The sequence below is a fragment of the Devosia sp. GW821-FHT12F11 genome (genome assembly GCF_058806655.1).
The window spans coordinates 12,522-35,567 of the sequence record NZ_JBXAPX010000006.1; the positions used below are offsets into that span (position 1 = coordinate 12,522).

The following is a 23,046-nucleotide window of genomic DNA, read 5'->3' on the forward strand; positions in this document are numbered from 1 at the left end:
AACTTCCCGACGGTGTCCTTTCTCCGAAGCCCCGTCCGTCGTTGTGGCACCAGCTCGATGCGAGCGGTCACTCAAGGAGACAGACGATGCGTGTGATGGTGTTGGGAAAAGCCACCGAGGGCAATAACGGCGCGCCGCCGACGAAAGAGGCGTTCGCGGCGATGGACCGGTTCATCGAGGAACTGGTGAAGGCAGGTGTGCTGGTGGCAGGCGCCGGGCTCAAGGCCGGAGCCGAGGCCAAGCGGATCACCATCGATGGGGAGAAGCGCACCATCATCGATGGCCCGTTTGCCGAAACGCGCGAACTGGTCGCCGGCTTCCAGATCTGGGAGGTCAAGGACATGGACGAGGCGCTGGCCTGGCTCAAGCGCTACCCCGCCATGCCCGGCAAGAACGAGATTGAGCTCCGGCCGTTCATGGAAGCGGCGGACCTTGTCGGCTACGTGACACCCGAGGAGCTCGCAACGCCGCGCGAGGGCGAACGTGGCAAGCTCGGCGTGGCGTAGAGCAAATTCGCCGTCTCGTTGAAACGGCGAATTGCTCCATGGGCTTGGCTTGTCGGGTTTCCGAACCGGAAAGGTCCGCAACCCTTCCTGGAAACGCTCTGAGCCTCGGCTTGCCCGCCTTGCCGGTTTGGCCGACAACAGGGCATGAGCACAGGCGAAACGCAGCGAGCGATCGAAGCCAGCTTCCGCATCGAACGGGCGAGGCTCATTGCGGGTCTCGCCAGGATGGTGCGCAGCATCGATCGTGCCGAGGAACTGGCGCAGGAGGCGCTGCTCATTGCGCTCAGCCAATGGCCGAAGACGGGGGTGCCGGCCAATCCCGGCGCCTGGCTGATGACCGCCGCCAAGCGCCGCGCCATCGATGCCATCCGGCACGAGCGGATGCGGGAGCGCAAGCACGGCGAGATCGCCCAGACGCTGGACGAAGCGTCGGATGATGCTGCAGCGGCGATCGAGGCGGCACTCGACGACGAGGTCGGCGATGAGCTGCTGGGGCTGATCTTCGTTGCCTGCCACCCGATGCTCACGGCCGAGGCCCGCGCCGCGCTGACGCTGCGGGTGGTCGGCGGGCTGACGCCGGACGAGATCGCCCGGGCCTTTCTCTCCAGTGAGGCGGCGATCGCCAAGCGCATCGTTCGGGCCAAGCAGGCGATAGCAGCGGCCGGGCTGAGCTTCGAGGTGCCGCGCGGCGCCGAGCGGGAAGCGCGGTTGCCCTCGGTGCTGGAAGTGATCTACCTGATCTTCAATGAGGGCTATGCCGCGACATCGGGCGATGATCCGATCCGGCCCGGGCTTTGCCTCGAAGGGCAACGGCTGGGGCGCATGCTGGCCGGGCTGATGCCCGACGATGCCGAGGTGTTCGGGCTGCTGGCGCTGATGGAGATCCAGGCTTCGCGGCTCGCGGCGCGCCTTGGCCCGGATGGGGTTCTGGTGCCGCTGACGGCCCAAGATCGGACGAGGTGGGACCAGCTGCTGATCCGCCACGGGCTCGAGGCGCTGGCGCGGGCTGAGGCGCTGGATGGGGATGGGCCCTATGTCCTGCAGGCGGCGCTTGCCGCTTGCCACGCCCGGGCCGTCACCGCCGCTGAAACCGACTGGGGGCGCATCGCGGCGCTCTATGACCGGTTGCGCGTTGCGGCGCCGTCACCGGTAGTCGATCTCAACCGCGCCATCGCCCACAGCATGGCCTTCGGGCCCGAGGCGGGGCTACGGCTGCTCGACGAAATTGCGGACGAACCGGCTCTTCGCAATTACGCACCGTTGCCGGCGGCGCGGGGCGACTTTCTGTTCCGGGCCCGGCGGTTCGGCGAGGCGCGCGATCAATTCGAGGCGGCCGCAAAGCTGACCCGCAATGCCGGGGAAGCGGCGTTTCTGCGGGCCCGCGCCGAGGCGTGCGGTTGACCGATGCAACCTTCCGCGGGTCCGATGCTTGGGCCGTGCACCATTGGAAAGGGAAACAGCATGGAAGAGATCAAGGGCGTCGCCCGCGCAGTCATCCGGCCGGGCAAGCTGGCGGAATACAAGGCGCTGTGCGAACAGGCGATGGAGATCGTCCGCACCCAGGACACCGGCACGCTGCAATACGAGATCTTCTTCAACGACGATGAGAGCGAGGCGATCGTCTATGAGCGCTATCGCGATATCGATGCGGCGCTGGAGCACTTCGCCCATATCGGCCACCTGATGCAGCCCTTGATGGCGACGGCGGACGTCAGCGGCGAGTTGCTGGGCAAATGGAGCGAGAAAATGCAGCTGGGTGGCGGCGGCCCAAAGCTTTATCAGCCGTGGCGGGTGTTCCAGGACCTCTAGCCGCGCACCAAGGCCTCAGCCGTGTTCCTTCTCGCGCCGGCTCGCCAGGACGGCAATAGACGCGGCGACGCGGTGCGCGGTGGAGAAGAATTCGCGGTGGACCATGAACGCCACTGTCACGAGGGTCGCCACCACCGCCAGCCATTCGTTGGCGAACCAGGCGACCATCGGCACCGCGAAATAGTAGGCGCGGATGCCGTTGTTGAAGTTCTTGGCGGCCAGCGTGTTGAGCTGGGCGATGCCGTCGATCTCGTCGCGGGCGACATGCTCGGAGTGCTCGATGGCGCCGAGCAGGATGCAGAAGTGGTTGAACTGACGCAGCGCCAGCGTGAACGAGAAGAAGCTCAGCACGAAGATGGCGAGCGTTGCGAACAGGTGGATCTGTACGTCCTGCGTGGTGTAGGTCGTCTTCAGCCCGACGGTGGTCAGCGTGTCGGTCAGTGCGGTGAGATTGCCGAAGGCCGTGAACACCGCCAGCACCAGCAGCACTGAGGTCGAGGCGAGGAAGCTCACCGAACCCATCAGGTTGCCGGCGAGGATGGCATCGAGCGGGGTGTCGCGCTTGACCGCATTGGCCACCCAGCGGCGGCGCTGCATCGACATGATCACCGACAGCGACGGCCGCTTCCGCTCCAGCAGCGGCACGCCATAATTGTAGGCGAACCAGCAGATGAGCGGGAATAGTGTCGCGAACAGTGTCATGGCGCCCGCAGCTCTCGGGGAATCAGTGCTCCTTTATAGCGCCGCGACGCGACTTGGCGATGTGCTCAGCGCTGTGTTTCTCAGATGAAGGGCGGCGACAGCAGGCTGACGAAGCGCATGCCTTCGGCCGGATCGCGCGACTCGTCGGCCGGCGTCGGCCACTTGCCGTCGAGCACCGCGGCGTCGCGCTCGGTACGGGTCAGGCGCCATTCGGGCCCGAAGAACGGCTTCTGCCGGTCGTCGCCCGGCGGCAGATCATCGGGCGGGGTGAGGATTCCAACAAAGTGCAGCACGGCATCACTCCTCGGTTTGGTCGGCCCCGCCACCTACAGGGGGAAGCAGCGGGGCCGCGTTGCCGTCGGGGAAGGGAGGAGGGAACCCCGGCGTATGCGAGGAGAATGACAAACCCTATCGGATTGGTCGAGAATTGAGATGCCAAATCGCGAGCGGGAGAGGGAAGCGATTTGCGCGAGGGTCGGGAGCCGTGGAAATGGGGGGCGGGGTCAGCTGCAGGGGGCATGCAACCGGCGTCATTCCCGCGAAGGCGGGAACCCAGTGCGATCCTTCCGATTCACCGGCGGTGGAAGCATCCCACCAGGTTCCCGCCTAGGCGGGAATGACGCCGGTGGTAAGGGCATTCCGATTGCCCCTAGTTTGGCATCTGTCCTCGCCTACAGCGTCCGCGCGTAGCGCATAAAGATCTGCTGGATCTCGCCGAGCACCGCCTCGGAGAGCTCGATATCGGCCGCACCGATATTGGTCCTGAGCTGGTCCATGGTCGTCGCGCCGATGATCACCGAAGTCATGAATGGCTTGGTGAGGCAGAAGGCGATGGCCATCTGGCAGACGTCGAGCCCGTGCTTTTCGGCCAGCGCGATATAGGCGCGGATCGCCGGCTCGGTGTACTGGTTGTTGCGATAGGCGGAACCGGCCACAGCGCCGCGCGTCCCCTCGGGCAGCACGCCGCCAAGGTATTTGCCGGAGATGGCGCCCGCCGCCAGCGGTGAATAGGCCAAGAGCCCGACATCCTCGTGGAAGGCCAGTTCGGCCAGATCCATGTCGTAGTAGCGGCGCAGGAAATTGTATTCGTTCTGGATGGTCTGCACCCGCGGCAGGCCGAGTTCCATCGAGAGCTTCAGATACTGCATGGTGCCCCAGGCGCTCTCGTTGGAGAGGCCGAAATGCAGGATCTTGCCCTCGCGCACCAGCTCGCCCATCACCTGCAGCACTTCGAGCATGTTGGGCAGTACGCTTTCCTTGTCCTGCAGGTAGGGGTTGTAGTCCCACGAGCCCTCGAAGTGGTAATGCCCGCGGCGGGGCCAGTGGATCTGGTAGAGATCGATACGGTCGGTCTGCAGGCGCCTGAGGCTGCCTTCCACCGCTTCGCGCACGCTCGGCCCATCGATGCCGCGGCCGGCGCGCACCCATGGCCGGCCACCGCCAGCGACCTTCGAGGCCAACACAATGTCGTTACGCTTGCCGGTCTTCTTGAACCAGCTGCCGATGATTTCCTCGGTCTTGCCGTAGGTCGAGGCGTCGGGCGGCACGGCGTACATCTCGGCGGTATCGAAGAAGTTGATACCCTGCTCGACGGCATAATCCATCTGTTGATGGCCCTCGGCCTCGGTGTTCTGCTTGCCCCAGGTCATGGTGCCCAGGCAGATCTCGGACACCGAGATATCGGTGCGGCCAAGCGTCTTCATCTTCATGGAAATGCCCCTTCAGTTCGGCGCGCACCGTATGAAACGAGGTCGGCCGAGACAATCCCCCCGAAGGTCGGCCCGAGGTTGCGCGGGCGCGCCGGATCGGAGAGATTGTGCGCGCCATTTCAAGGATATCGCCGTTGCGCAAATCTCTGCTGCCGCTCGCTGCCTTCGCCCTCGCCGTCGCGACATTCGTGGGGGGGCCGGCCGTGGCACAGGACGAAGCTGACCTGAGCCGGATCGGCCAGATGAACCTCAAGGAGCTGGCGACCCTGGTTGGCGCCGTGACCCGGACGGTGGGCCAGGACACCATCAAGCTGCAGCCGGCGGCACAGCGCAGCGACTGCGCCGAGTTGACCCGCGCCTCCAACTCGTTTGCGCTCGGCTATCGGCTGCTCGCCGAGGTGCGAGGCTCGCTGGAGGGGAAGCCCGCCAAGGACATCGCGGCGCTGCAGACCCATATCGTGCAGTCGCGCGTCATCACCTTTGCAGCGCGGGTACGGGCCGAGGAATGGCTGAGTCGGCTCTGCGTCAACTTTCCGATGCCGGCCGACAAGGCAAACGAGCCGCGCTACGCCAAGCCGGTGAAACTCCAGACCGCCGAATTCACTCAGGCGGTGATCGAGGCGCGGCAGGCGGCGGAGGCGAACCTGGCGCTGGCGGTAGCGGCGGGGATCGGCAAGAAGTGTCCCCAGGTGATCTCGGCGATGCAGTCGATCCAGCTGTTCGTGCCCTATCTCGAAAAGCTGTCCAAGGATGTGGCGAAGCGCCCGGAGGCGCTCGGCCCGCGCGCCAGCCGTCGCGGTCTCGAGGTGGCGCGGGGCCAGCTGATCAACGCCGGCAACAAGCTCTATCGCGAACTCGGCATCGGCTGCCGCGCCAAGCCGCCGGCCGAGGCAGAGGCTCCGGCAGACGCGGCTCCGCCCCCGGCGCAGTAAGGGGTTCGGAGCCGCGGGTCAAAAAACTGTCACGCAATGCGCTTTTTGCCTTGAGGTGGCGGAGATCACCCCCTATATACCCCCTGCGTCGGCGGCGATGGCCGCACACGAAGGCGCAAAAAGCCAAGGCTTTGATATCTGACGCGGGGTGGAGCAGCCCGGTAGCTCGTCAGGCTCATAACCTGAAGGTCACAGGTTCAAATCCTGTCCCCGCAACCAAAGCTTGGATTGCAAAAGCCCCGCGAAAGCGGGGCTTTTTGTTTTTGCCGGTGGTGGGCGGGGTAATCCAACCGGAATCACACGAGAGCAGCAACCGACGAGTCCAAGGTTGAAGGGGATCGTTCGTCAGCCGCTGCTCTCTGCAGACCAAACGCCTATGGCTAGGCAGGGTTCCAAACAGCACTAAGCCCCGCGCGGCCTTGGGGCGGGCGGGGCTTGCTGTGAGCGCGGGAGCTAACTGTTCTCCACCGTCGTCAGCTGGCTTACTTCACGAAGCCGGCCGTCTTGCAGGCGTCGAGCGTCAGCGTCGCCAGGTCGATCTTGGTGGTGCCCTGGGCGGTCTCGGCAGGGGTATCGGGCTCATCGCTCGACTCGGCGGTATCGCTGGCATCATCAGCCTTGGTCTCGTCGGTGCTGGTGCCGCCGTCTGCTTTGGCGGCTTCTGCCGCCAGATCATCGCACTGCGCCTGAACCTTGGGCAGGTCCTCAGCAGAAATCTCGACACCGTTGATACTGGTTTGCGCCAAGGCGCCCGATGCCAGCATGGCCAGCGAGAGGGCGGCGGCGGAAACGAGGCTGCGGATCATCATGATTTTTCTCCACTATTGTTATCGTTGAGGCGTGCCGGGCCTGGCGACGAAACGTGGAGTAGCGGAAATGGTTTCCCCGCGATCCGAACCGGTGGTCGCGGGGAAACGAGAGTTCAACGTCAGCCCGCGGCTTTCGCCGCGGCCTCCAGCCAGAGCGCGATGGCGACGGCGCCGGGGTCGGGGTGGCCGAGGGCGCGCTCGCCGATATAGCTGGAGCGGCCGCGGCGGGGTTGCATCGTGGCGGTGCGTTCGGCCCCGGAGCGGGCGGCCGCGGCAGCCGAGCTCAGTTGTTCGGCAATGGTGCCAGCGACCATCGCTGCGGCGGCAGGGAGCAGGGCGTCGAGCATGGTGCGGTCGCCGGCGTCGGCGCCGCCCAGCCGCTTGATGGCGTCGGCACCGGCACTGAAGGCGCGGGCGAGGGCGGCACTGTCAGCTCCACCGTCAGCGACCGATTGCGCGGCGGCGATGGCGAAGGCGGCGTAGAGCGGGCCGGAGGTGCCGCCGATGCTCTTGCGCATGGCAAGGCCGATCTCGCGCAGCACCGCATCGAGCGGACGACCGGTCCAGCCGGGGGCCAGCTGCAGCAAGGCGGTGGCGCCGCTGGCGAGAGAATGGCCGATATCGCCGTCGCCGACGATCCGGTCCATTTCGGTCAACTCCGCTTCGGCGGCGATGATGGCGCGACAGGCCGAGGTGAGGACGGCGACCAGTTCGGTTGCGGTGGCCGGGCCGGAACCGGCGGTGGTGTCGTTGCCGATCGTCGGGGCGGGCAGGGTGGTGAGCTCAGTGAGCGGCAGCTCGCCGTGCGTGCCGGGCCAGGCCGGTGCCGAGGTGGGGGTGTCGAGCGCCGCGAGCAGTTCGGCGTCGGTGCGGAGCAGGCTCAGCGAGATGCCGGTCATTTCGATGGCGGTGAGGAAGGTGCCGCAAAAGCCGCGATCGACGATGATGCCACGCGCCTTCAGCACCTCAAGAGCGTCGCGCGCCACGATGCTCATTTCCATCTGCGCGGTGCCGCCGAGATTGTTGACCAGCAGCGCAACGTGGTCGCCGCCGTTGAGGCCGCGATCGGCGAGTATGGTGTCGATGAGGGTTTCGACCACCTGGCGGGCCGGCTGCATGACGACGCGCTGCACACCGGCTTCGCCATGGATACCGAGACCCAGTTCCATCTCGTCGTCGCCGAGCGAGAAGTTGGGCTTGCCGGCGGCCGGAACCGTGCAGGGCGAGAGCGCGACGCCCATCGAGGCGATGGCGCCGATGGCCTTGAGCGCCCGGGCCTTCACCTCGCTCAGCGGCAGGCCGGCTTCGGCAGCGGCGCCGGCGACCTTGTGGACGAACACCGTGCCGGCGATGCCGCGCCGACCGGCAGTGCGTTCGGCCTTGCCGTGCGCCGCATCGTCATCGACGATCACCAGCTCGACCGGAATCCCGTCGGCGCGCGCCATTTCTGCGGCGAGGCCGAAGTTCAGCCGGTCGCCGGTGTAGTTCTTGACGATGATGAGGATGCCGGCCGGATTGGCGACGGCGCGGAGCGCCGCGTAAACCGCATCGGTGCTGGGGGAGGCGAAGACGTCGCCGCTGACCGCGGCGGTCAGCATGCCGTTACCGACATAGCCGGCATGGGCCGGCTCATGGCCGGCGCCGCCGCCGGTGACGATCGCCACCTTGCCGCTCAGGCGAAAGGCCTCGAGATCGGCACGGACTATGGTGTTCTCGCCGCCGAGCAGCGCCAGCCCCGGATGCAGCATGGCGAGGCCTTCGAGCGACTGACGGACGAGCGAAGGAATGTCGTTGATGAGTTTCTTCATGGCCTCTCTCCCTGACCCCGCAACGCGGGCGGCGCCGATTCATGCAGTACGATCCAGAGGATGTCTGCATGATCGGGGCTCGGGAAGAAAGGCTTGAGTATTAGGCTGCGGCGGCCTGCTGGCGCTGCAGCGGGTAGCCTTCAGCCTCGTAGAGGGCGCGGATCGCGGCGCCATCGAAGCGGTGGCCATCGACTTCGAGGAAAGTGCCGATCAGCCAGGCAGCCGGGCGGTCCTCGACGATGTACTGGATGGCTTCGGCGGCCGTCTTGAAGCGGCGATATTGCTCGCGAGCCGACTTGGCATAGCGGCGACTGGGATAGAGCTCGGCGGAGGCGGTGTAGTTGAAGTTCTCCACGTTGTGTCCTTTCGGGCGCTGGGGCCGCGGGCGCGGCCAATGGGTTTGCGTTGCAGCGGGTAATCGCCGCTCTGGTAGAGGCGCTCGAGGGCGCTGCCGGCATAGACGCGGTCACCGACCCGGAGGCGGGCGCCGCGCAGGCTGACGGGAGCAACTTCCTCGAAGGCGAAGCGCAGGGCGTGTGCCGCAACCCGGAAAGCCCGAGGGCCGTGGGCCGTGGCAGTTTGCCAGTCGCGGCCGAGATAGAGCTCGGCGCGAGCCTGGTAGTTCAGATGTGTCATGTGTTCTCTTGTGGGCCCGTCATCAGCAGATGCGGGGCCTCTTGTTGAAGCGCCTCGACCGCGGTGCGGGAGGCGTTTGCCGGGCCTGCCTGATGGCTGGCCCGGCAGATCGATCAGGCGAGCTGCAGATTGGTCGCCGACAGCTTGCCGTCGCGGCCGCTCTGCAGGTCATAGGTGACCTGCTGGCCTTCGGCGAGACCGGAGATGCCGGCTGCTTCCAGCGCAGTGGCGTGGACGAACGCGTCCTTGCTGCCATCGCTCGGAGCAATGAAGCCGAAGCCTTTGGTCGAGTTGTAGAATTTCACGGTGCCATTGATCATGACGGGTACTTTCGATTGTGAGGGGACGCCCAGCGGCGAACGCACTCGTTCCTCCGTCGCAACACGCGGCGGGGGTCTAGACGTTCGCAATTCAGGGGAACCAAACAACCGGCAAGCCGGCAGATCAGAAGCCAAAGATGGCCGTAACGTATGGTGGCTATATAGGGACGAATTGCGCCGATAGCAAGGTGGGACGCGAACTAGAATGTAACGGCGCGCAGCCGGGCGTTGTGGATGTGGGTTTCCATTGCCAGCTCTGCCTTGGCGCGGTCGCGTTTCAGCAGCGCGTCGATGATGTCGAGGTGGTCGGCCAATGCCGGGGCGAGCACCACCGGGTTCAAGCGGATGCGGTCGAGCTGGATCATGCGGACGCGGATGGCGTTGATCGAATAGGCCTGGATCAGGATCTCGTTGCCGGTGGCGCCGATCAGGAAATCGTGGAAGTCGGAGTCGATCTTCTGCGCTTCATCGAGCAGGGCGCCGCTGATGCCGGCGCTGCTGGCGCGCTCGAGGATCGAGGCGTGGAGCGCGCGCTGCTGCTGCAGCGCTTCGTCGCTGACATGCTCGATGGCGTAGATGGTCGCCTCGCGCTCGTAGGCGAGGCGCATCTGGTAGGATTCGCGGATCATTCTGAGATCGACGGTGGTGATCTGGATGCCGCGCTGCGGCAGCACGGCGAGGAGGCTCTCAGCCTCCAGCCGCGGCAGCAGTTCGCGCAGCGCGCCAAGCGAGATGCCGAGTTTCGAAACCAGATCGCGCTGCGACAGGTTCTGGCCAGGCTGGATCTGCCCGGCCAGCAGCAGGCGCTGGAAGCGCTGATAGGCAGTTTGGCGGTTCAGCGTATTGTCGCCGCCGGCCGTACTCCGCTGGCGGCGCACCGTGCGCCGGGCCGGGGCGGTCAGGGCCTTGGTCGACATACGCGTTTCCTCCTTCGCGCTCGCCTGAGCGTTAACTCAATCCTCTTCGCCTGGGAATTGGAATTGGCTCTGCCGGAAACTCTGGAGCAGCGCGGTGACGCCGGCCGGGGCCAACGGCAGCAACGGCTCGAGCGGACGCATCCAGGCGGCGTCGCCGCTGATCTGCGCCTTCACCGCTTTCAGTGCGATGATGCCGCCATGGTCGTCGACGGCGACGATGCGCTGCGCGGCGCGGTCGCAGAGGCCATGGGCGTCGGGTCCGGTCGGGTTGGTGAAGAAGCGGCAAAGCTCGATGGCGTTGACGTTGGGGAGGCCGCCGATCATGCCGGCGCCGCCGGCCGCCAGCAGGTCAGGCAGCACGCGGTCATCGCCGGTGAAGATCCTGAGGTTCGGGAAGGTCCTCGCCAGCATCAGCGTATGGGTGCGATCGCCGGTCGAATCCTTGATGCCGACGATGCGCTTGCCGTGTCGGGCAACCAGCCGCTGCACCAGCTCGACGCCGTAGCCGACCTTGGTCATGGCGGGGATGTGGTAGAGCACCACATCGAGCGGGAAGTTGCCGCCGAAGCGATTGGCGGCGGCCTCGAAGAAGGCAGCGAGGCCGTCCTGGCTCGTCGCGCCATAATAGAAGGGTGGGGCGATCAGCACGGCGCGGCAACCGAGATCGGCGGCGGCGGCGATGGTCGCCACGGCATCGTCGAGGGCAGCGCTCATCGAGGCCGGGATCAGCCGGTCCATCGGCACGCCCGCCTGCTGCAGCGCGGCCAGCGCCGCCCGCTTTTCCCGCACCGAGAACGAAGCGCCCTCGCCGGTCGAACCGAAGGGCGAAACATGGCTGCAGCCGGCGGCGAACAGCCAGTCGAAATGCGACTTCAGTCGCACGATGTCGATGCTTCCGGTGTCGGTGATGGGGGTCAGCGAGGCGGCGACGATGCCGCCAAGAGCCCTGTAATTGCTGGCCTCAGGGGCGGCTGCGAGTTCTTGTGTCACTGATACAATCACCAGATGGAGTAGTTGTTCAATCTATGTGTTTACACGAGCCGGATTCTGTTGCAAGGTCAATCCATCGGCGAGGGGTTTTGACGGCGGGTAACGCCGCCGCCCAGCCCGACAGGACGTGCATGGTGGGAGGGCGCCCTTGGCCGAGCTGCAACTTCAGAATGTCTCGAAGACCTACGGGACGTTCGAGGCGGTAAAGGATGTGTCGCTGGCCATCGAGGACGGCGAGTTCGCGGTGTTTGTCGGCCCCTCGGGTTGCGGTAAGTCGACTTTGTTGCGGCTGATTGCCGGGCTCGACCCGGTCAGCGCCGGCAAGGTGGCGATCGGCGACAAGGACATGACGGCGCGGCAGGCCGGCGAACGGCCGGTCGCCATGGTGTTCCAGTCCTATGCGCTCTATCCGCATATGAGCGTGTTCGAGAACATCGCCTTCCCGCTGCAGATGGAGAAGCGGTCGAAGGCCGATATCCGCGAGGAAGTGGCGAAGGCCGCGGCGACGGTGCAGTTGACGACGCGCCTGCAGGACAAGCCGAGCAAGCTCTCCGGCGGGCAGCGGCAGCGCGTGGCGATCGCCCGCGCCATTGTGCGCAAGCCCGAAATCTTCCTGATGGACGAGCCGCTGTCGAACCTCGACGCGGCTTTGCGCATGGAGATGCGCTCCGAACTGACCCAGTTGCACCGTCGGCTCGGTTCCACCATGGTCTATGTGACGCACGACCAGCTCGAGGCCATGACCATGGCCGACCGCATCGTGGTGCTGAATGCCGGCAAGGTCGAGCAGGTCGGCAAGCCGATGGATCTCTATCACCGGCCGGCGAACCTGTTCGTCGCCGGTTTCATCGGCAGCCCGCCGATGAACTTTCTTTCCGCCAAGGTGGCCGGCCTCGACGGCCACAACGTGCTGCTCGAGGTGCCTCAGGTCGGGCAGGTGGCGTTGCCGGGCGACGCCTCCGGCTTCACCGTCGGCGGCGACGCGACCATCGGCATCCGCCCCGAAGCAATCACCACTGCGGCGCCCGGTGAGCCGGCGCTGGTGCTCAGCATCACCCCGCGCACCGTCGAACGGCTGGGGCTCCACACCATCGTTTATGGCGAGCAGGGCGGCCGCATGCTGACTGCCTTGTTCAACGGCGATCCGGCAATTGCTGGTGACGCGCCGCTCGGCGTCCACGTGCCGCTCAAGCAGATCCATCTCTTCGACGCCGCGGGCAATGCCCGCGGACACCGCGACTGACGCGTTTTCATCGCCCGCGACCCGGGGGAGGAGGACCATGCCTCCGGTCGCGCGCTCAAAAGGGAGTAACGAGATGACCTTCAAATCCAACCGCCGGCAGTTCCTCTTCGGCGCCGCCGCCAGCAGCCTTGCCATCACCGCCGCCGGCGGTATCGGCCGCGCCTTCGCCCAGGACCAGCAACTGGTATTCTGGTCGCAGCTCGCCGGCAGTAAGAAGGCCGCGGGCGAAGCGCTCGAGGCGGCGTTCAAGACGGCGCACCCGGAGATCGCGCTCAACTCGAGCCTGTTCGCCGAGCCGAGCCAGCTGAACGAGAAGATCCTCACCGCCATCAACGGCAACACCGCGCCGGACCTGTTCATCCAGCACTGGGATTACACGCTGACCTATTCGACGGGCGACAAGCTGGCCGACCTCAAGGCGGGCCTTGCCAATGTCGATTTCGCCGGTCTCGATGCGTCGCTTCTCGCCTACGGCAACATTGGTGGCCAGCAGGTTTCGGTGCCGCTCTATGGCACGTCGCGCGGCCTCGGCATCAACCGCAAATACGTCACCGAAGCCGGGCTCGATGCGGACAAGGGGCCGCAGGATTGGGCCGAGTTGCGCGAATGGGCCAAGGCGCTCACCAAGCGGCAGGACAATGGCCTGCTCGAGGTGGCCGGCCTCAGCATGTTCCACAACGATCTCGAGACCTGGGAAATCTTCACCCTGCTGCTGCAGGGGGCCGGCGGCACGCTGTTCAATGACGACCTGACGGCGCCGGCGTTCGGCGGCGCCGAAGGCCTCGCGGCGATCAACTTCATGTTCGAGCTGCTGCACACCGACAAGGTCACCGATCTCGGCTTCGGCCTCGGGCCAGGCGGTTCGGCGAGCCCGATCAACCAGGGGCGCGCGGCGATGATCATCGCCGGCAACTACTCGACCAATAATGCGCTGAAGGCCGGCATTGAGTTCGACGTGTTGCCGATCCCGATGGAGAAGGGCGGCTTCACCTCGCTGGTCGACCCCTTCAGCTTCGCGGTCACCAAGGCGTCGCCGAACCAGGCCGCGGCCCTGAGCTTCGTCGAGTTCGCCCTGTCGCAGGAGCAGCAGGTGGCATTCGCACTGGCCTCGAAGAACGTGCCGGTGCTGAAAGCGGCACAGCAGGATCCGACCGTGCAGGCCGATCCGTTCCTTGCCAAGTTCATCAAAACCGCCAGCTTCGCGCCGCCCAAGGCCGCCGCCATCCCGGCCTTCTCGCGCATGGTGACGATCATCGCCCGCGCCGTGCAGGAGACACTGTTCAAGCGCGTCACCGCCGAGGAAGCGTTGAAGGCCGCCGAGGCCGAGGTTATCGCGGTTCTCGGCCGCTAAGGTCCTTGTTTTTGTCGCGTTTTCGAACCGGAAAAGCCTGCAACTTTTCCTGAAACGCTCCGGGGGAACGGATATGGCGCTGCAATCGAGCACAGCTCTGGCACGACGGCCACAAAGCTTCACGCAGAACTGGAGCGCCTACGCCTTTCTGACGCCGGCCCTGATCATCCTGTTCCTGTCGCTGCTGCTCCCCGCGGCAGCGACAGTGGTGATGAGCCTCACCGACATCTCGTTCCTGAGGCCGACCAATTTCGTCTGGTTCGACAACTACATCAAACTGGTGTCGGACAGCCGGTTCCGGCAGGCGGTGGGCAACACCGCCTACTACACAGTCGGGGTGACGCTGCCGACCATGGCGCTGGGGCTGCTCGCGGCGGTGGCGCTCAACGGCAAGCTGCGCGGCCGCATCGTCTTTCGCACCATCTTCTATTTGCCGGTGCTGACCTCGCTGATCGCCGCGGCGGTGGTGTGGATGTATGTCTACGAGCCCTATTCGGGCCCGATCAACGGCACCCTGGCGCAGCTTGGCCTGCCGCCGCAGCCGTGGCTGCAGAGCCCCAACCTCGCCATGACCTCGCTGATCGTCATGGCGATCTGGCGCGATTTCGGCACCGCGATGATCATCTATCTCGCCGGCCTGCAGGATATCCCGAAGGATATCTACGAGGCGGCGCGGCTCGATGGCGCCAAGAGCAAGGACATCTTTTTCCGCATCACCGTGCCGATGCTCAGCAATGTCACCTTCTACCTGATGATCATCCTGATCGTGCAGACCTTTCAGGTGTTCGGCGCGATCTACGTGATGACCAATGGCGGGCCGCTCGGCTCCACCGAAACCATCGTGTTCCAGATGTACCAGACCGCCTTCGGCTATACCGAGTTCGGCTATGCGGCGGCGATGTCCACCGTGCTGTTCCTCGCCATCCTGTTGTTCTCGATTATCGGGACCAAGATCATGCGCCGCGGTGAGTCATGAGCGAGATAGCACAGGCCGCCACGCCGGCAGTCCCCGCCGTCTCGTTCCAGCAGCGCTGGTGGCCGCTGGCCGAGCGGGCGATCGGCTACGGCCTGCTGATCTTCGCCGCGCTCGCAACGATCACGCCGTTCCTGTGGATGGTGTCGACCTCGTTCAAGACCGACGCCGAGACCTTCCAGTTTCCGCCCAACTTCATCCCCAACAGCCTCGTCTGGCAGAACTATATCGACGCCATTGCCGGGCCGGATACCGGGCGGCAGCTGATCAACAGCCTGGTGTTCGCGCTTGGCTCGACCGCCTCCAACATGGTGTTCTGCGCGCTGGCCGGCTACGCCCTGGCGCGGATGCAGTTCAAGGGCAAGAACCTAATCTTCGCGCTGGTCGTGGGCCTGCTGATGGTGCCGGCGCAGAGCCAGATCGTGCCGGTCTTCCTGATCGTGCAGCGCATCCCGTTCGCCGGCGGCAATGACTGGCTGGGCAATGGCGGCACCGGGCTGCTCAACACCTATTGGGGGATGATCCTCCCCACCGCGGCGACGCCGTTCGGCATCTTCATGATGCGGCAGTTCTTCTCGCGCATCCCGGTCGAGTACGAGGAATCGGCGCGGCTCGACGGGGCCAAGACCTTCACCATCTTCTGGCGCATCCTGCTGCCGCTGGCGCGGCCGGCCATGGCGGTGCTCGGGGTGCTGAGCTTCCAGAGCGCCTGGAACGATTTCATCTGGCCGCTGATCCTCACCTCGCAGCGCGAGATGGCGACGCTGCAGATCGGGCTGCAATTGCTGCAGAGCGGGCCCGATGCGCGCTGGAACGTGGTGATGGCGATGGCGACGCTCATCACCCTGCCGGTGATCATCGTGTTCCTGTTCGCGCAGCGCTACGTCATCGACGGCGCGGTCACCAGCGGCGTCAAAGGCTGACGCTTACCAACTCGACTATTGCGACCCGGCCTTCCGCAGGCCCGACGGAGATTTGACCATGATCCAGAACCTCGAAATCTACCGCAAGGAGGGGGAGTTCGTTGCCTGGCCGGCCAATTACGGCATGTGGATCTGGGGCGACGAAGTGGTGGTGGTGTTCTCGCAAGGCTTTCGCGGCGCTGAGGAGAGCCTCCATGCCCGCGACAAGACGCGGCCGTTCATCGGCCGGCAGGCGCGCAGCTTCGATGGCGGGCTGAGCTGGAGCGATGAGCTGTTCACTGGGCAGATCCCGGGCGGCACCTCGCTGTCGGGTGACGAGCATGTGGTCGAGGCGCTGCAGAGCCAGCCCAACATCGTGGTCGAGCGCGATATCCCAGGGCTCGACCAGCCGATCGACTTCACCGACCCCGAGACCATCGTGATGTGCGCCCGCACCGGGCTCGATCGCGGCTCGATCAGCTGGTTCTATGTCAGCCGCGATCGGGCGAGGAGCTGGCAGGGTCCGTACCGGCTCGGCGATTTCGGCCTGCCGGGGGTTTCGGCGCGCACCGATATCGTGCCGCTCGGCAGGCATGACGCGCTGTTCCTGCTGACCGCGGTGAAGGCCAATGGCGACGAAGGCCGGATCTTTGCGGCGCGGACCCGCGACGGCGGCAGGAGCTTTGCGTTCGAGAGCTTTGTCGGCGAGGAGCCCGAGGGCTTCGCCATCATGCCGGCGTCGTTGCGGTTGCCCGGCGGCGACATCCTCACTTTCGTCCGCTGCGCGGCGCCGCGCGGACCGGAGCGCAGGGCCTGGATCGACCTCTATCGCTCGAGCGACGAGGGCGGAAGCTGGCGGCATGTCGGCACGCCCGTGCCAAGCGTCGGCCATAACGGCAACCCGCCGACGATCAACCGGCTGGCTGACGGGCGGCTGGTGCTGGTCTATGGCTATCGCGACGCGCCCTATGGCATGCGCGCCAGGGTCAGCAGCGACGACGGTGCGACGTGGGGCGAGGACATCGTGCTGCGTGACGATGGCGGTGTGGCCGATCTCGGCTATCCGCGCACGGTAATACGGGCCGATGGCAAGCTCTTGACCGCGTACTATTACAACTATGGCGCGGACACCGATCGGTTCATCGGGGCGACGCTGTTCTCGGTGTAGGCCAAAGCCGCTGACACCTCTCCCTTGGGGGGAGAGGTCGGCGCGTAGCGCCGGGGGAGGGGGCCTTCCCCACGCTCGGTGTATGCGGCAAGGCCCCCTCACCCCGCGGTGAGGCCTTTGGCCTCATCCGCCGCCCTCTCCCCCAAGGGAGAGGGGACGCTGGGGTACGTTCCGTCGATCATCCACGTCCAGCCACAATCTCGATACCCGCCTCCCCTGGATGGGGGAGGCAAGCGAAGTTTGGGAGCGTAGCGACCTGGCGCAGCTCGGAGGGGTGTGCGGGCGGTCGGATGTACGGCCCAGGCCCAATAATGACATCCGCCGGTCATTGTAATAAACTGCAACAATAAATGTTTATCTGCGCCGCATCGCGGGACATCTAAGCTTCCAGTATAAACTATATGTACGAAATCGCACATTTATCCTTCTGAGCCGGGCGCGGCAGTAAGGCGCAGGGCAAGCTCAACCAAGCGGAGGAGATGAAGATGACTTCGAGTTTCTGGGAATTCCTTTGGCTGATTGCCATCAGCTTCTTCCTGTTGTCCTACCTGATGGTGCTGCTGCGCATCGTCGTCGATGTGTTCCGCGACAATTCCATGGGCGGCTTCGCCAAGGCGCTGTGGATCATCGCGCTGCTGCTGGTGCCCTTGTTGACGGCGCTGATCTACATCATCGCGCGCGGCCCGGGGATGGCGCAGCGGCAACTCGCCGACGAGCAGAAATTCAAATCGCAGACCGATGCCTATATCCGCCAAGTGGCGCAGACGACACCGGCCGACCAGATCGCCCGGGCGAAAACGCTGCTGCGCGAGGGTGCGATCACCGAAGCTGAGTTCGCCGAAATCAAGGCCGCCGCCCTGGCGCACTGATGGTGATCGAAACTACGCCCGCGGACGGGGAGAGATCCCCCCCACCATCGGCCAGCGAGCCCGATCCGATCCAGGCGACCCTGGCCGAGATGATCGCCAGGCTCCGCAAGGTGGCGGAAGAACCTGACGCACGGCTGACCTGCAACGGGCTGATCGAGCTCATCGGCATCCACTCGCATGCGCTGGCGCTGCTGGTGTTCGCGCTGCTCAACCTGCTTCCGGCACCGCCGGGCTACAACTTCATCGTCTCGCTGGTGATCCTGGCGTTCGCCATCCTGATGCTGTTCCACCGGCCGATCTATCTGTGGCGGTGGGTCGGCGAGCGGCGGCTGCCGCTGAAGCCGCTGATGAAGCTGATGGATATCCTGGCGCGGATCGCCGACGCGTTGACCAGGATCTCGTCGCCGCGGCTGTTGGCGCTGTCGAGCCGGCCGATGCTGCCGCTGCTCGGGCTGTTCAACATCATCATGGCGCTGACGATGCTGCCGCCGATTCCGTTCTGCAACATGCTGCCCTCGCTGGCGGTGGCGATGATCAGCGCCGGCATCCTCAACCGCGACGGCTGGCTGATCCTCGGCGGTATCCTCATCGGCGTGCTGGGGGTGATCGCGCTGGTGATCGCCGTGCTGGCGATCATCGCGTTGCTGTGGGCGATCGATACGGTGGTTTAGGAATTCGCGGCGGTGGGCCGGGTCGGTTCTCCGCTCAGGGGAACCGGACGAGGGCATAGCCCTCGCCGGGAGGTGGCGCGAAGCGCCGGATGAGGGTGAAGCGGCTCAATAGGCGCCCGCTGAGAAGCTGAACCCCTCACCCGTGTTCCGCTACGGACCTGTCGGTCCTAGCTGCACCACCCTCTCCCCTCAGGGGCGAGGGGACGACGGAATCGCCGCGACCAGTCGCTCGGTGATGATGTCCGGGGCGGTGATGGCGGAGCCGCAGACCACGGCGAAGGCGCCGCGTTCGAATGAGGCGGCGACGTGTTCGGGGGTCCAGATGCCGCCTTCGACCACCAGCGGGACGTCGAGCGCCGCAACGATCTCGGACACCAGGTCGAGTGGCGGACGCGCCTGGCCCTCAGTCAGCGCGGTATGGCCGACCATGGTCGTGGCGATGAGGTCAGCCCCCTCGGCGGCGGCCTGCCGCGCTTCGCTGAGCGTTGCGATATCGGCCATCACGAGCTTCCCGAGCCGGTGGGTGGTGGCGGCGATCTCGGCAAAGCTCTCGCCCGGCCGGGTGCCTGATGTCGCCTGGATGGCGACGATGTCCGCCCCGGCCGCACAGAGCGCCTCGGCGTCGGCGCTGGAGGTGGTGATGTAGTTGTCGAACCCTTCGCGGGTGTCCTTGACGATGCCGATGATCGGCAGGCTGGTGCGCGGCCGCAGCAGGCCGACGACGTCGGCACCGTTGACGCGGAAGCCGCCGGCGCCGCCGAGCTCGGCCGCTTCGGCAAGCAGCGCCAGGACATCGGGCCGCTGGCGCAGCGGGCTCAGGGGGTTCATCGCCTGCGAGGAAACGATCAGCCGGCGCTCGAGGCGCTTGAGCACAGTAGGGCTAGTCACGAGAGATCCCCGGCGATGGTGAAGTCGACTTCGAAGCTGCGGTGCCAGGGGAAGCGGACGGCGGTGATGCCGAGGTCGTTCCGCCCGGTGAGGCGCTTCAGGGTGGCGTCGAGGCCGGCGCCGATAGAGCTTTCCGCCGCCGCTTCTTCGGCGCGGTCGGGGAAGGTGTAGACGCCGGCGTTCAGCGGCCGGCGGACTTCGGTCATATAGGCGAAATCCTCGATCAGCCGGTGCAGCAGCACGCGGCGCGCGGCGCTTGCGTCATAGGTGCCGGCGGCGCGGCCGATCTGGATCGCGGCAGCTGCGGCGACCACCGAGCCGAGCGCATTGCCGGCGGTGTTCCAGCCGCCATAGGCGACGAGCTCGAGCAGGATGCCGCGGCGGTGCAGCTCCTCGATCAGCAGCGGATCGGCGCCGTTGGAATAGCGCAGGTCGGCAAGCGCCACCTCACGGCCGGCGGCCAGCAACCCCGCGATGAGATCGGCGGTCTTGTTGGCCTCGGCGGCATCATCGGCATCGAAGATCGACTCGGCCCCGTCGTGCCCCGTGCCGGACTTCTCTACCACCATGCCGCAATGGTCGCGGCGCCTGGGGTCGGGGGCGTGGACGACGAGGGCCATGGCCTCGGGGTCGGTGACGGTGACGGAGCCGCTGGCACGGAGCTGGCGGTCGACCGCCTCGTGCATCGGGCTGTTCTCGTATTTGGCGATACGCTGCATCCCCGGCGGATCGGCGCATTCGACGGTGAAGCGCGGAGTGACGCCGAAGCGGGCGCCCAACTGGCGCGCCACCAGCACCGCCGCCACCTCGTCGGCGCCGGGATACATCAGCACTTCGCCTGAGATGGGAAGGACGTGACTCCACTGCTTGAGCCACACCTGCTCGGCCGAGCCGGCCGAGTGCTCGGCCGTATCGTCGGCGGTGATCAGCAATGGATCGATGACGCCTTCGGAAGCGAGCGCGATGGCTTCGAGATTGACGTGGTGGTTGCGCAGCCGCCGGCGTTCGAAATCGGCGACGATGTCGCCGGGGAGCGCGGCGCGCAGGGCGGCGAGCGCCTCGGCGTTGCCGTCATGACTGGCGCCGAGGGTTTCGAGCAGGTCGCGATGGTGCAGCGCGCCGAGCTTGTGCAGCTCCATGCCGTGCTGGGCCCAGTAATCGGGCTCTTCCTGCGGGTTGTACGAGTTGGAGGCACGCATCACCAGCGAAACGGCGCAGAGCGGCAGCGCTGGATGGGCGGCGTGGAGGCGCCGCAGCAGATCGAGCCGGGTGAGGGCGCTGAGCGTCGGATCGGCGGTGGTGCGGGCGGCGATCAGGCCGCCATAGCAGAGCATGTCGAGCGAAGCGATTACCGCGTCGGTCGTGGGCGCCGTGCGCTCGAGCCAGCGGCCGAGGCCGTCGGCATCGCCGGGCTGGCGGAGCCGGGGCAGCAATTCGGCCGGCGGCAGCACCAGGGTGGCGCCGGCTATGGCGGCGACACCGGCGGGCAGGCCGATATTGACCGGGCGCTCATCGAGGGGAAGGAAGGCGAGGGAAAGGGCACGTGTGGACGTCAATTCGTATTGTCTCTGGTCGTGCGGAAAATGACGAAATCGTAGGAGTAGCGGTCGGCGCGATAGACGCTCTCGGCGTATTCGATGCGCTGGTTCTTCTTGTCATAGGCGACGCGCAGCACCTTGAAGGCGGGTGAGAACTCGGGGACGCCGAGGAGCTTGGCGAGCGGCGGATCGAGCACGGTGGCGTGGATCGACTGCTCGGCCTTCTCGATCTTCAGATGATAGGTCTCGGTCAGCATCTGGTAGAGCGAACCATCGATGCCGCGCGCCGCGAGGCCGGGCGCCAACTTGGCCGGGACATAGGTGTTCTCGATGCACATCGGCTCGCCATCGGCGGTGCGGACGCGGGAGATATGGGCGACGAGGTCGCGCGGGCTGAGCGCCAGCCGGGCGCCGATCTCGGCCCCGGCGGGGATCTCTTCGACCACCGTATCGAGCGAGCCGGGAACGAGGCCGCGCGCCCGCATGTCCTGGGTGAACGAGGTCAGCTCCACCGATTTGGCGATCCGCGGCTCGGAGACGAAAGTGCCGGCGCCTTGCGTGCGGTAGACCCGGCCTTCGTAGCCGAGCTGGTCAAGGGCGCGGCGTACGGTGAGGCGGGTGACGCCGAAGGTTTCGGCGAGGTCGCGCTCGGTGGGCAGCTTTTCGTGCGGCTTCAGCTCGCTCTCGATGAGGCCGAGCAGATAGCTCCGCAACTGAGCGCCCTTGGTGCCCGTGCGACCGTTTCCAGCGGTCTCAGCCATGAATCGGATTCCCTCCCACCGGGACAGGGTTGCGTTTCGTTGAATCGCACTCCTGCTCCAAGTCCTTGTTTGTCGCGAGATCGAACCGGAGAGGTCTGCAACCTTTCCCGATCTCGCTCCAGCGCGCATCAAAGCACAGTTCGTTCAGGCCGGGCAAGTGAGTGGTATACTCCAATTGCACCGATATCCGCCTATTTCGTACTGAATGTGACGCCATGTTGACGTGCTTCGAAAAATTGGGCTACACCATTTGACGGCATGTAGCCAAGGGAGAATTCAGGATGGAGCGGAAAGCTCAAGCTCGTGCGGCGCATGCCGCGATGTCGACCGCGCTGGGTGCGGTCATGCTGCTGGGTGGGGCGCTCGGCGCTGCCGCGCAGGACAAGACCGAGATCACCTTCTCGTATTTGTGGGGTGGCGCTGAGGGCGCGGCGCTCGAGCAGATCATCACCGATTTCAACGCCAGCCAGGACAAGATCGTGGTCAAGGGCGTGTCGAGCCCCGACATGACCAAGCAGCTGGCTTCGATGTCGAGTGCCAAGGGTGCCTTCGACGTCTCGGACAACTTCGCGTCCAACATCGCCTCGTGGGCGAACCAGGGCATCCTTTTGCCGCTCGACGAATTCGGCCTCGATACCGCCGATTTCCCCGAGAGCGCCATGAAGCAGCTGGTGGTCGACGGCGTGCTCTATTCGGTGCCGATCGCCACTCACAATTTCCAGCTGGTCTACAACAAGAAGCTGCTCGATGAAGCCGGCGTCACGCCGCCGACCTCGATGGCCGAGCTCGCCGACGCCATCAAGAAGCTGACCAAGGTGGATGCCGAGGGCAACGTCACCCAGCTCGGCCTCGGGCTCACCGATATCTCGGCCGGCCTCAAGACGCTCGGCTATGCGCATGGCGGCGACTGGAACCGCGACGGCAAGCCCACCCCGACCGATCCGGGGTTTATCGAGGGCGTGCAGTTCTACTTCGACAACGTGGTGGCGCCGGTGACTCCCGCGGCCTACAACAAGTTCGTCGCTGGCTTCGGCCCCTATATGTCGGACCAGGACTCGTTCAAGCAGGGCAAGATCGCCATGGTGTTCGAGGGTGAGTGGCGCGCCAAGTTCAATACCGAAGCCGGTATGGACTGGGGCGTGGTGCAGGTGCCGGGCAAGACGCCCGAGCTCAACGGCTCGACCTGGGCGGACGTGTCGACGATCTTCATTCCGACCAATACCGGCAACAAGGAAGCCGCGGCGGAGTTCGTCAAATACCTGATCAGCCCGCCGGCGATGGAAAAGTTCAGCCACGTGCTGGCGAACCTGCCGGGCCGCCTGTCGCTGGTCGACAGCGCCACCTATGACGACCTGCCGAACTTCAAGGTCTGGCTCGACGCGCTGAAGAACCCCAACACGCACGGCCTGCCGCCGGCGCTGTACATGGCCGAATACAATGCCGACCTCGCGTCCGCATTCGACTCGGTGCTGCAGGGCGCCCAGACTCCGGAAGCGGCGCTGCAGGCCGTTGCCGACCGCACTGGCTCGTACTCGCAGTAAGCT

The 23,046-nt window shown here is 65.8% G+C and carries 24 protein-coding genes and 1 tRNA gene; 13 read left to right on the forward strand and 12 right to left on the reverse strand.

Going from position 1 to position 23,046, the window contains the following annotated elements:
- Positions 1-86: 86 nt before the first annotated feature.
- From AC1ROK_RS17695 to AC1ROK_RS17705, 3 genes are all read left to right on the forward strand, one after another.
- Positions 87-506 carry a YciI family protein gene (locus AC1ROK_RS17695; RefSeq protein ID WP_492849295.1) on the forward strand — a complete coding sequence of 140 codons (420 nt, stop codon included), beginning with the start codon at positions 87-89 and terminating at the stop codon, positions 504-506.
- A 144-nt stretch (positions 507-650) separates the two neighbouring features.
- Positions 651-1,907, forward strand: coding sequence for an RNA polymerase sigma factor (locus AC1ROK_RS17700; RefSeq protein ID WP_492849297.1), 1,257 nt, complete (start codon positions 651-653; stop codon positions 1,905-1,907).
- 60 nt (positions 1,908-1,967) lie between these two features.
- Entirely contained in the window at positions 1,968-2,315 is a 348-nt protein-coding gene (locus AC1ROK_RS17705; protein ID WP_492849299.1) for a putative quinol monooxygenase, read from the forward strand.
- Positions 2,316-2,330: 15 nt separating this feature from the next.
- On the opposite strand, the gene AC1ROK_RS17710 is transcribed toward AC1ROK_RS17705, so the two are convergent.
- The 3 genes from AC1ROK_RS17710 to AC1ROK_RS17720 form a co-directional block, all read right to left on the reverse strand.
- Positions 2,331-3,017, reverse strand: a complete 687-nt coding sequence (locus AC1ROK_RS17710) for a DUF599 domain-containing protein (protein ID WP_492849301.1) — start codon at positions 3,015-3,017, stop codon at positions 2,331-2,333.
- Between the two features lie 80 nt (positions 3,018-3,097).
- Positions 3,098-3,310, reverse strand: a complete 213-nt coding sequence (locus tag AC1ROK_RS17715) for a hypothetical protein (RefSeq protein ID WP_492849303.1) — start codon at positions 3,308-3,310, stop codon at positions 3,098-3,100.
- A 378-nt stretch (positions 3,311-3,688) separates the two neighbouring features.
- Positions 3,689-4,726, reverse strand: a complete 1,038-nt coding sequence (locus AC1ROK_RS17720) for an aldo/keto reductase (RefSeq protein ID WP_492849305.1) — start codon at positions 4,724-4,726, stop codon at positions 3,689-3,691.
- Between the two features lie 134 nt (positions 4,727-4,860).
- Between AC1ROK_RS17720 and AC1ROK_RS17725 the strand changes: the two genes are divergently transcribed.
- A complete protein-coding gene (locus AC1ROK_RS17725) occupies positions 4,861-5,658 on the forward strand; it encodes a hypothetical protein (RefSeq protein WP_492849307.1) in 798 nt (265 codons plus the stop codon).
- 142 nt (positions 5,659-5,800) lie between these two features.
- Positions 5,801-5,877: transfer RNA gene (locus AC1ROK_RS17730), tRNA-Met, on the forward strand.
- Positions 5,878-6,140: 263 nt separating this feature from the next.
- Here the strand turns inward: AC1ROK_RS17730 and AC1ROK_RS17735 are convergent.
- The 6 genes from AC1ROK_RS17735 to AC1ROK_RS17760 form a co-directional block, all read right to left on the reverse strand.
- Positions 6,141-6,467: a hypothetical protein gene (locus tag AC1ROK_RS17735; RefSeq protein WP_492849309.1), complete on the reverse strand. Its 327-nt coding sequence runs from the start codon at positions 6,465-6,467 to the stop codon at positions 6,141-6,143.
- Between the two features lie 119 nt (positions 6,468-6,586).
- Positions 6,587-8,275: a dihydroxyacetone kinase family protein gene (locus AC1ROK_RS17740; RefSeq protein ID WP_492849311.1), complete on the reverse strand. Its 1,689-nt coding sequence runs from the start codon at positions 8,273-8,275 to the stop codon at positions 6,587-6,589.
- A gap of 100 nt (positions 8,276-8,375) precedes the next feature.
- Positions 8,376-8,630: a hypothetical protein gene (locus AC1ROK_RS17745; RefSeq protein ID WP_492849313.1), complete on the reverse strand. Its 255-nt coding sequence runs from the start codon at positions 8,628-8,630 to the stop codon at positions 8,376-8,378.
- A gap of 394 nt (positions 8,631-9,024) precedes the next feature.
- Complete coding sequence (locus AC1ROK_RS17750; protein ID WP_492850006.1) at positions 9,025-9,231, reverse strand: cold-shock protein; 207 nt, start codon at positions 9,229-9,231, stop codon at positions 9,025-9,027.
- Positions 9,232-9,431: 200 nt separating this feature from the next.
- Complete coding sequence (locus AC1ROK_RS17755) at positions 9,432-10,148, reverse strand: GntR family transcriptional regulator (RefSeq protein ID WP_492849315.1); 717 nt, start codon at positions 10,146-10,148, stop codon at positions 9,432-9,434.
- A 36-nt stretch (positions 10,149-10,184) separates the two neighbouring features.
- A complete protein-coding gene (locus AC1ROK_RS17760) occupies positions 10,185-11,138 on the reverse strand; it encodes a dihydrodipicolinate synthase family protein (RefSeq protein WP_492849317.1) in 954 nt (317 codons plus the stop codon).
- A gap of 148 nt (positions 11,139-11,286) precedes the next feature.
- Between AC1ROK_RS17760 and AC1ROK_RS17765 the strand changes: the two genes are divergently transcribed.
- The 7 genes from AC1ROK_RS17765 (at position 11,287) to AC1ROK_RS17795 (ending at position 18,315) form a co-directional block, all read left to right on the forward strand.
- A complete protein-coding gene (locus AC1ROK_RS17765; protein ID WP_492849319.1) occupies positions 11,287-12,381 on the forward strand; it encodes an ABC transporter ATP-binding protein in 1,095 nt (364 codons plus the stop codon).
- Between the two features lie 73 nt (positions 12,382-12,454).
- Positions 12,455-13,732: an extracellular solute-binding protein gene (locus AC1ROK_RS17770; RefSeq protein ID WP_492849321.1), complete on the forward strand. Its 1,278-nt coding sequence runs from the start codon at positions 12,455-12,457 to the stop codon at positions 13,730-13,732.
- A gap of 73 nt (positions 13,733-13,805) precedes the next feature.
- Positions 13,806-14,708, forward strand: coding sequence for a carbohydrate ABC transporter permease (locus AC1ROK_RS17775; RefSeq protein ID WP_492849323.1), 903 nt, complete (start codon positions 13,806-13,808; stop codon positions 14,706-14,708).
- Positions 14,705-15,628 carry a carbohydrate ABC transporter permease gene (locus AC1ROK_RS17780; protein ID WP_492849325.1) on the forward strand — a complete coding sequence of 308 codons (924 nt, stop codon included), beginning with the start codon at positions 14,705-14,707 and terminating at the stop codon, positions 15,626-15,628. Before AC1ROK_RS17775 ends, AC1ROK_RS17780 begins: the two co-directional genes overlap by 4 nt.
- Before the next feature lie 58 nt (positions 15,629-15,686).
- Positions 15,687-16,775: a sialidase family protein gene (locus AC1ROK_RS17785; protein ID WP_492849327.1), complete on the forward strand. Its 1,089-nt coding sequence runs from the start codon at positions 15,687-15,689 to the stop codon at positions 16,773-16,775.
- 485 nt (positions 16,776-17,260) lie between these two features.
- A complete protein-coding gene (locus AC1ROK_RS17790) occupies positions 17,261-17,644 on the forward strand; it encodes an SHOCT domain-containing protein (RefSeq protein WP_492849329.1) in 384 nt (127 codons plus the stop codon).
- On the forward strand, positions 17,644-18,315 hold the full coding sequence (locus AC1ROK_RS17795; RefSeq protein WP_492849331.1) for an exopolysaccharide biosynthesis protein: 672 nt from the start codon (positions 17,644-17,646) through the stop codon (positions 18,313-18,315). The genes AC1ROK_RS17790 and AC1ROK_RS17795 overlap by 1 nt, the downstream gene beginning before the upstream one ends.
- A gap of 189 nt (positions 18,316-18,504) precedes the next feature.
- On the opposite strand, the gene AC1ROK_RS17800 is transcribed toward AC1ROK_RS17795, so the two are convergent.
- The 3 genes from AC1ROK_RS17800 to AC1ROK_RS17810 are packed head-to-tail and all read right to left on the reverse strand — an operon-like array spanning position 18,505 to position 21,502.
- Positions 18,505-19,203 (reverse strand): N-acetylmannosamine-6-phosphate 2-epimerase, encoded by a 699-nt coding sequence (locus AC1ROK_RS17800; RefSeq protein WP_492849333.1) that lies wholly within the window; start codon positions 19,201-19,203, stop codon positions 18,505-18,507.
- Complete coding sequence (locus tag AC1ROK_RS17805) at positions 19,200-20,759, reverse strand: DUF4127 family protein (protein WP_492849335.1); 1,560 nt, start codon at positions 20,757-20,759, stop codon at positions 19,200-19,202. The genes AC1ROK_RS17800 and AC1ROK_RS17805 overlap by 4 nt, the downstream gene beginning before the upstream one ends.
- Complete coding sequence (locus tag AC1ROK_RS17810; protein ID WP_492849337.1) at positions 20,756-21,502, reverse strand: GntR family transcriptional regulator; 747 nt, start codon at positions 21,500-21,502, stop codon at positions 20,756-20,758. The genes AC1ROK_RS17805 and AC1ROK_RS17810 overlap by 4 nt, the downstream gene beginning before the upstream one ends.
- 281 nt (positions 21,503-21,783) lie before the next feature.
- Here AC1ROK_RS17810 and AC1ROK_RS17815 point away from each other — a divergent pair, with 281 nt between their 5' ends.
- Entirely contained in the window at positions 21,784-23,043 is a 1,260-nt protein-coding gene (locus tag AC1ROK_RS17815) for an ABC transporter substrate-binding protein (RefSeq protein ID WP_492849339.1), read from the forward strand.
- The last annotated feature ends 3 nt before the right edge of the window (positions 23,044-23,046 follow it).

Bases quoted from the DNA above. Each gene is read 5' to 3' on its own strand.
- AC1ROK_RS17695 (WP_492849295.1), top strand. From the start codon at position 87: ATGCGTGTGATGGTGTTGGGAAAAGCCACCGAGGGCAATAACGGCGCG.
- AC1ROK_RS17700 (WP_492849297.1), top strand. From the start codon at position 651: ATGAGCACAGGCGAAACGCAGCGAGCGATCGAAGCCAGCTTCCGCATC.
- AC1ROK_RS17705 (WP_492849299.1), top strand. From the start codon at position 1,968: ATGGAAGAGATCAAGGGCGTCGCCCGCGCAGTCATCCGGCCGGGCAAG.
- AC1ROK_RS17710 (WP_492849301.1), bottom strand. From the start codon at position 3,017: ATGACACTGTTCGCGACACTATTCCCGCTCATCTGCTGGTTCGCCTAC.
- AC1ROK_RS17720 (WP_492849305.1), bottom strand. From the start codon at position 4,726: ATGAAGATGAAGACGCTTGGCCGCACCGATATCTCGGTGTCCGAGATC.
- AC1ROK_RS17735 (WP_492849309.1), bottom strand. From the start codon at position 6,467: ATGATGATCCGCAGCCTCGTTTCCGCCGCCGCCCTCTCGCTGGCCATG.
- AC1ROK_RS17740 (WP_492849311.1), bottom strand. From the start codon at position 8,275: ATGAAGAAACTCATCAACGACATTCCTTCGCTCGTCCGTCAGTCGCTC.
- AC1ROK_RS17750 (WP_492850006.1), bottom strand. From the start codon at position 9,231: ATGATCAATGGCACCGTGAAATTCTACAACTCGACCAAAGGCTTCGGC.
- AC1ROK_RS17755 (WP_492849315.1), bottom strand. From the start codon at position 10,148: ATGTCGACCAAGGCCCTGACCGCCCCGGCCCGGCGCACGGTGCGCCGC.
- AC1ROK_RS17770 (WP_492849321.1), top strand. From the start codon at position 12,455: ATGACCTTCAAATCCAACCGCCGGCAGTTCCTCTTCGGCGCCGCCGCC.
- AC1ROK_RS17775 (WP_492849323.1), top strand. From the start codon at position 13,806: ATGGCGCTGCAATCGAGCACAGCTCTGGCACGACGGCCACAAAGCTTC.
- AC1ROK_RS17780 (WP_492849325.1), top strand. From the start codon at position 14,705: ATGAGCGAGATAGCACAGGCCGCCACGCCGGCAGTCCCCGCCGTCTCG.
- AC1ROK_RS17785 (WP_492849327.1), top strand. From the start codon at position 15,687: ATGATCCAGAACCTCGAAATCTACCGCAAGGAGGGGGAGTTCGTTGCC.
- AC1ROK_RS17790 (WP_492849329.1), top strand. From the start codon at position 17,261: ATGACTTCGAGTTTCTGGGAATTCCTTTGGCTGATTGCCATCAGCTTC.
- AC1ROK_RS17795 (WP_492849331.1), top strand. From the start codon at position 17,644: ATGGTGATCGAAACTACGCCCGCGGACGGGGAGAGATCCCCCCCACCA.
- AC1ROK_RS17810 (WP_492849337.1), bottom strand. From the start codon at position 21,502: ATGGCTGAGACCGCTGGAAACGGTCGCACGGGCACCAAGGGCGCTCAG.
- AC1ROK_RS17815 (WP_492849339.1), top strand. From the start codon at position 21,784: ATGGAGCGGAAAGCTCAAGCTCGTGCGGCGCATGCCGCGATGTCGACC.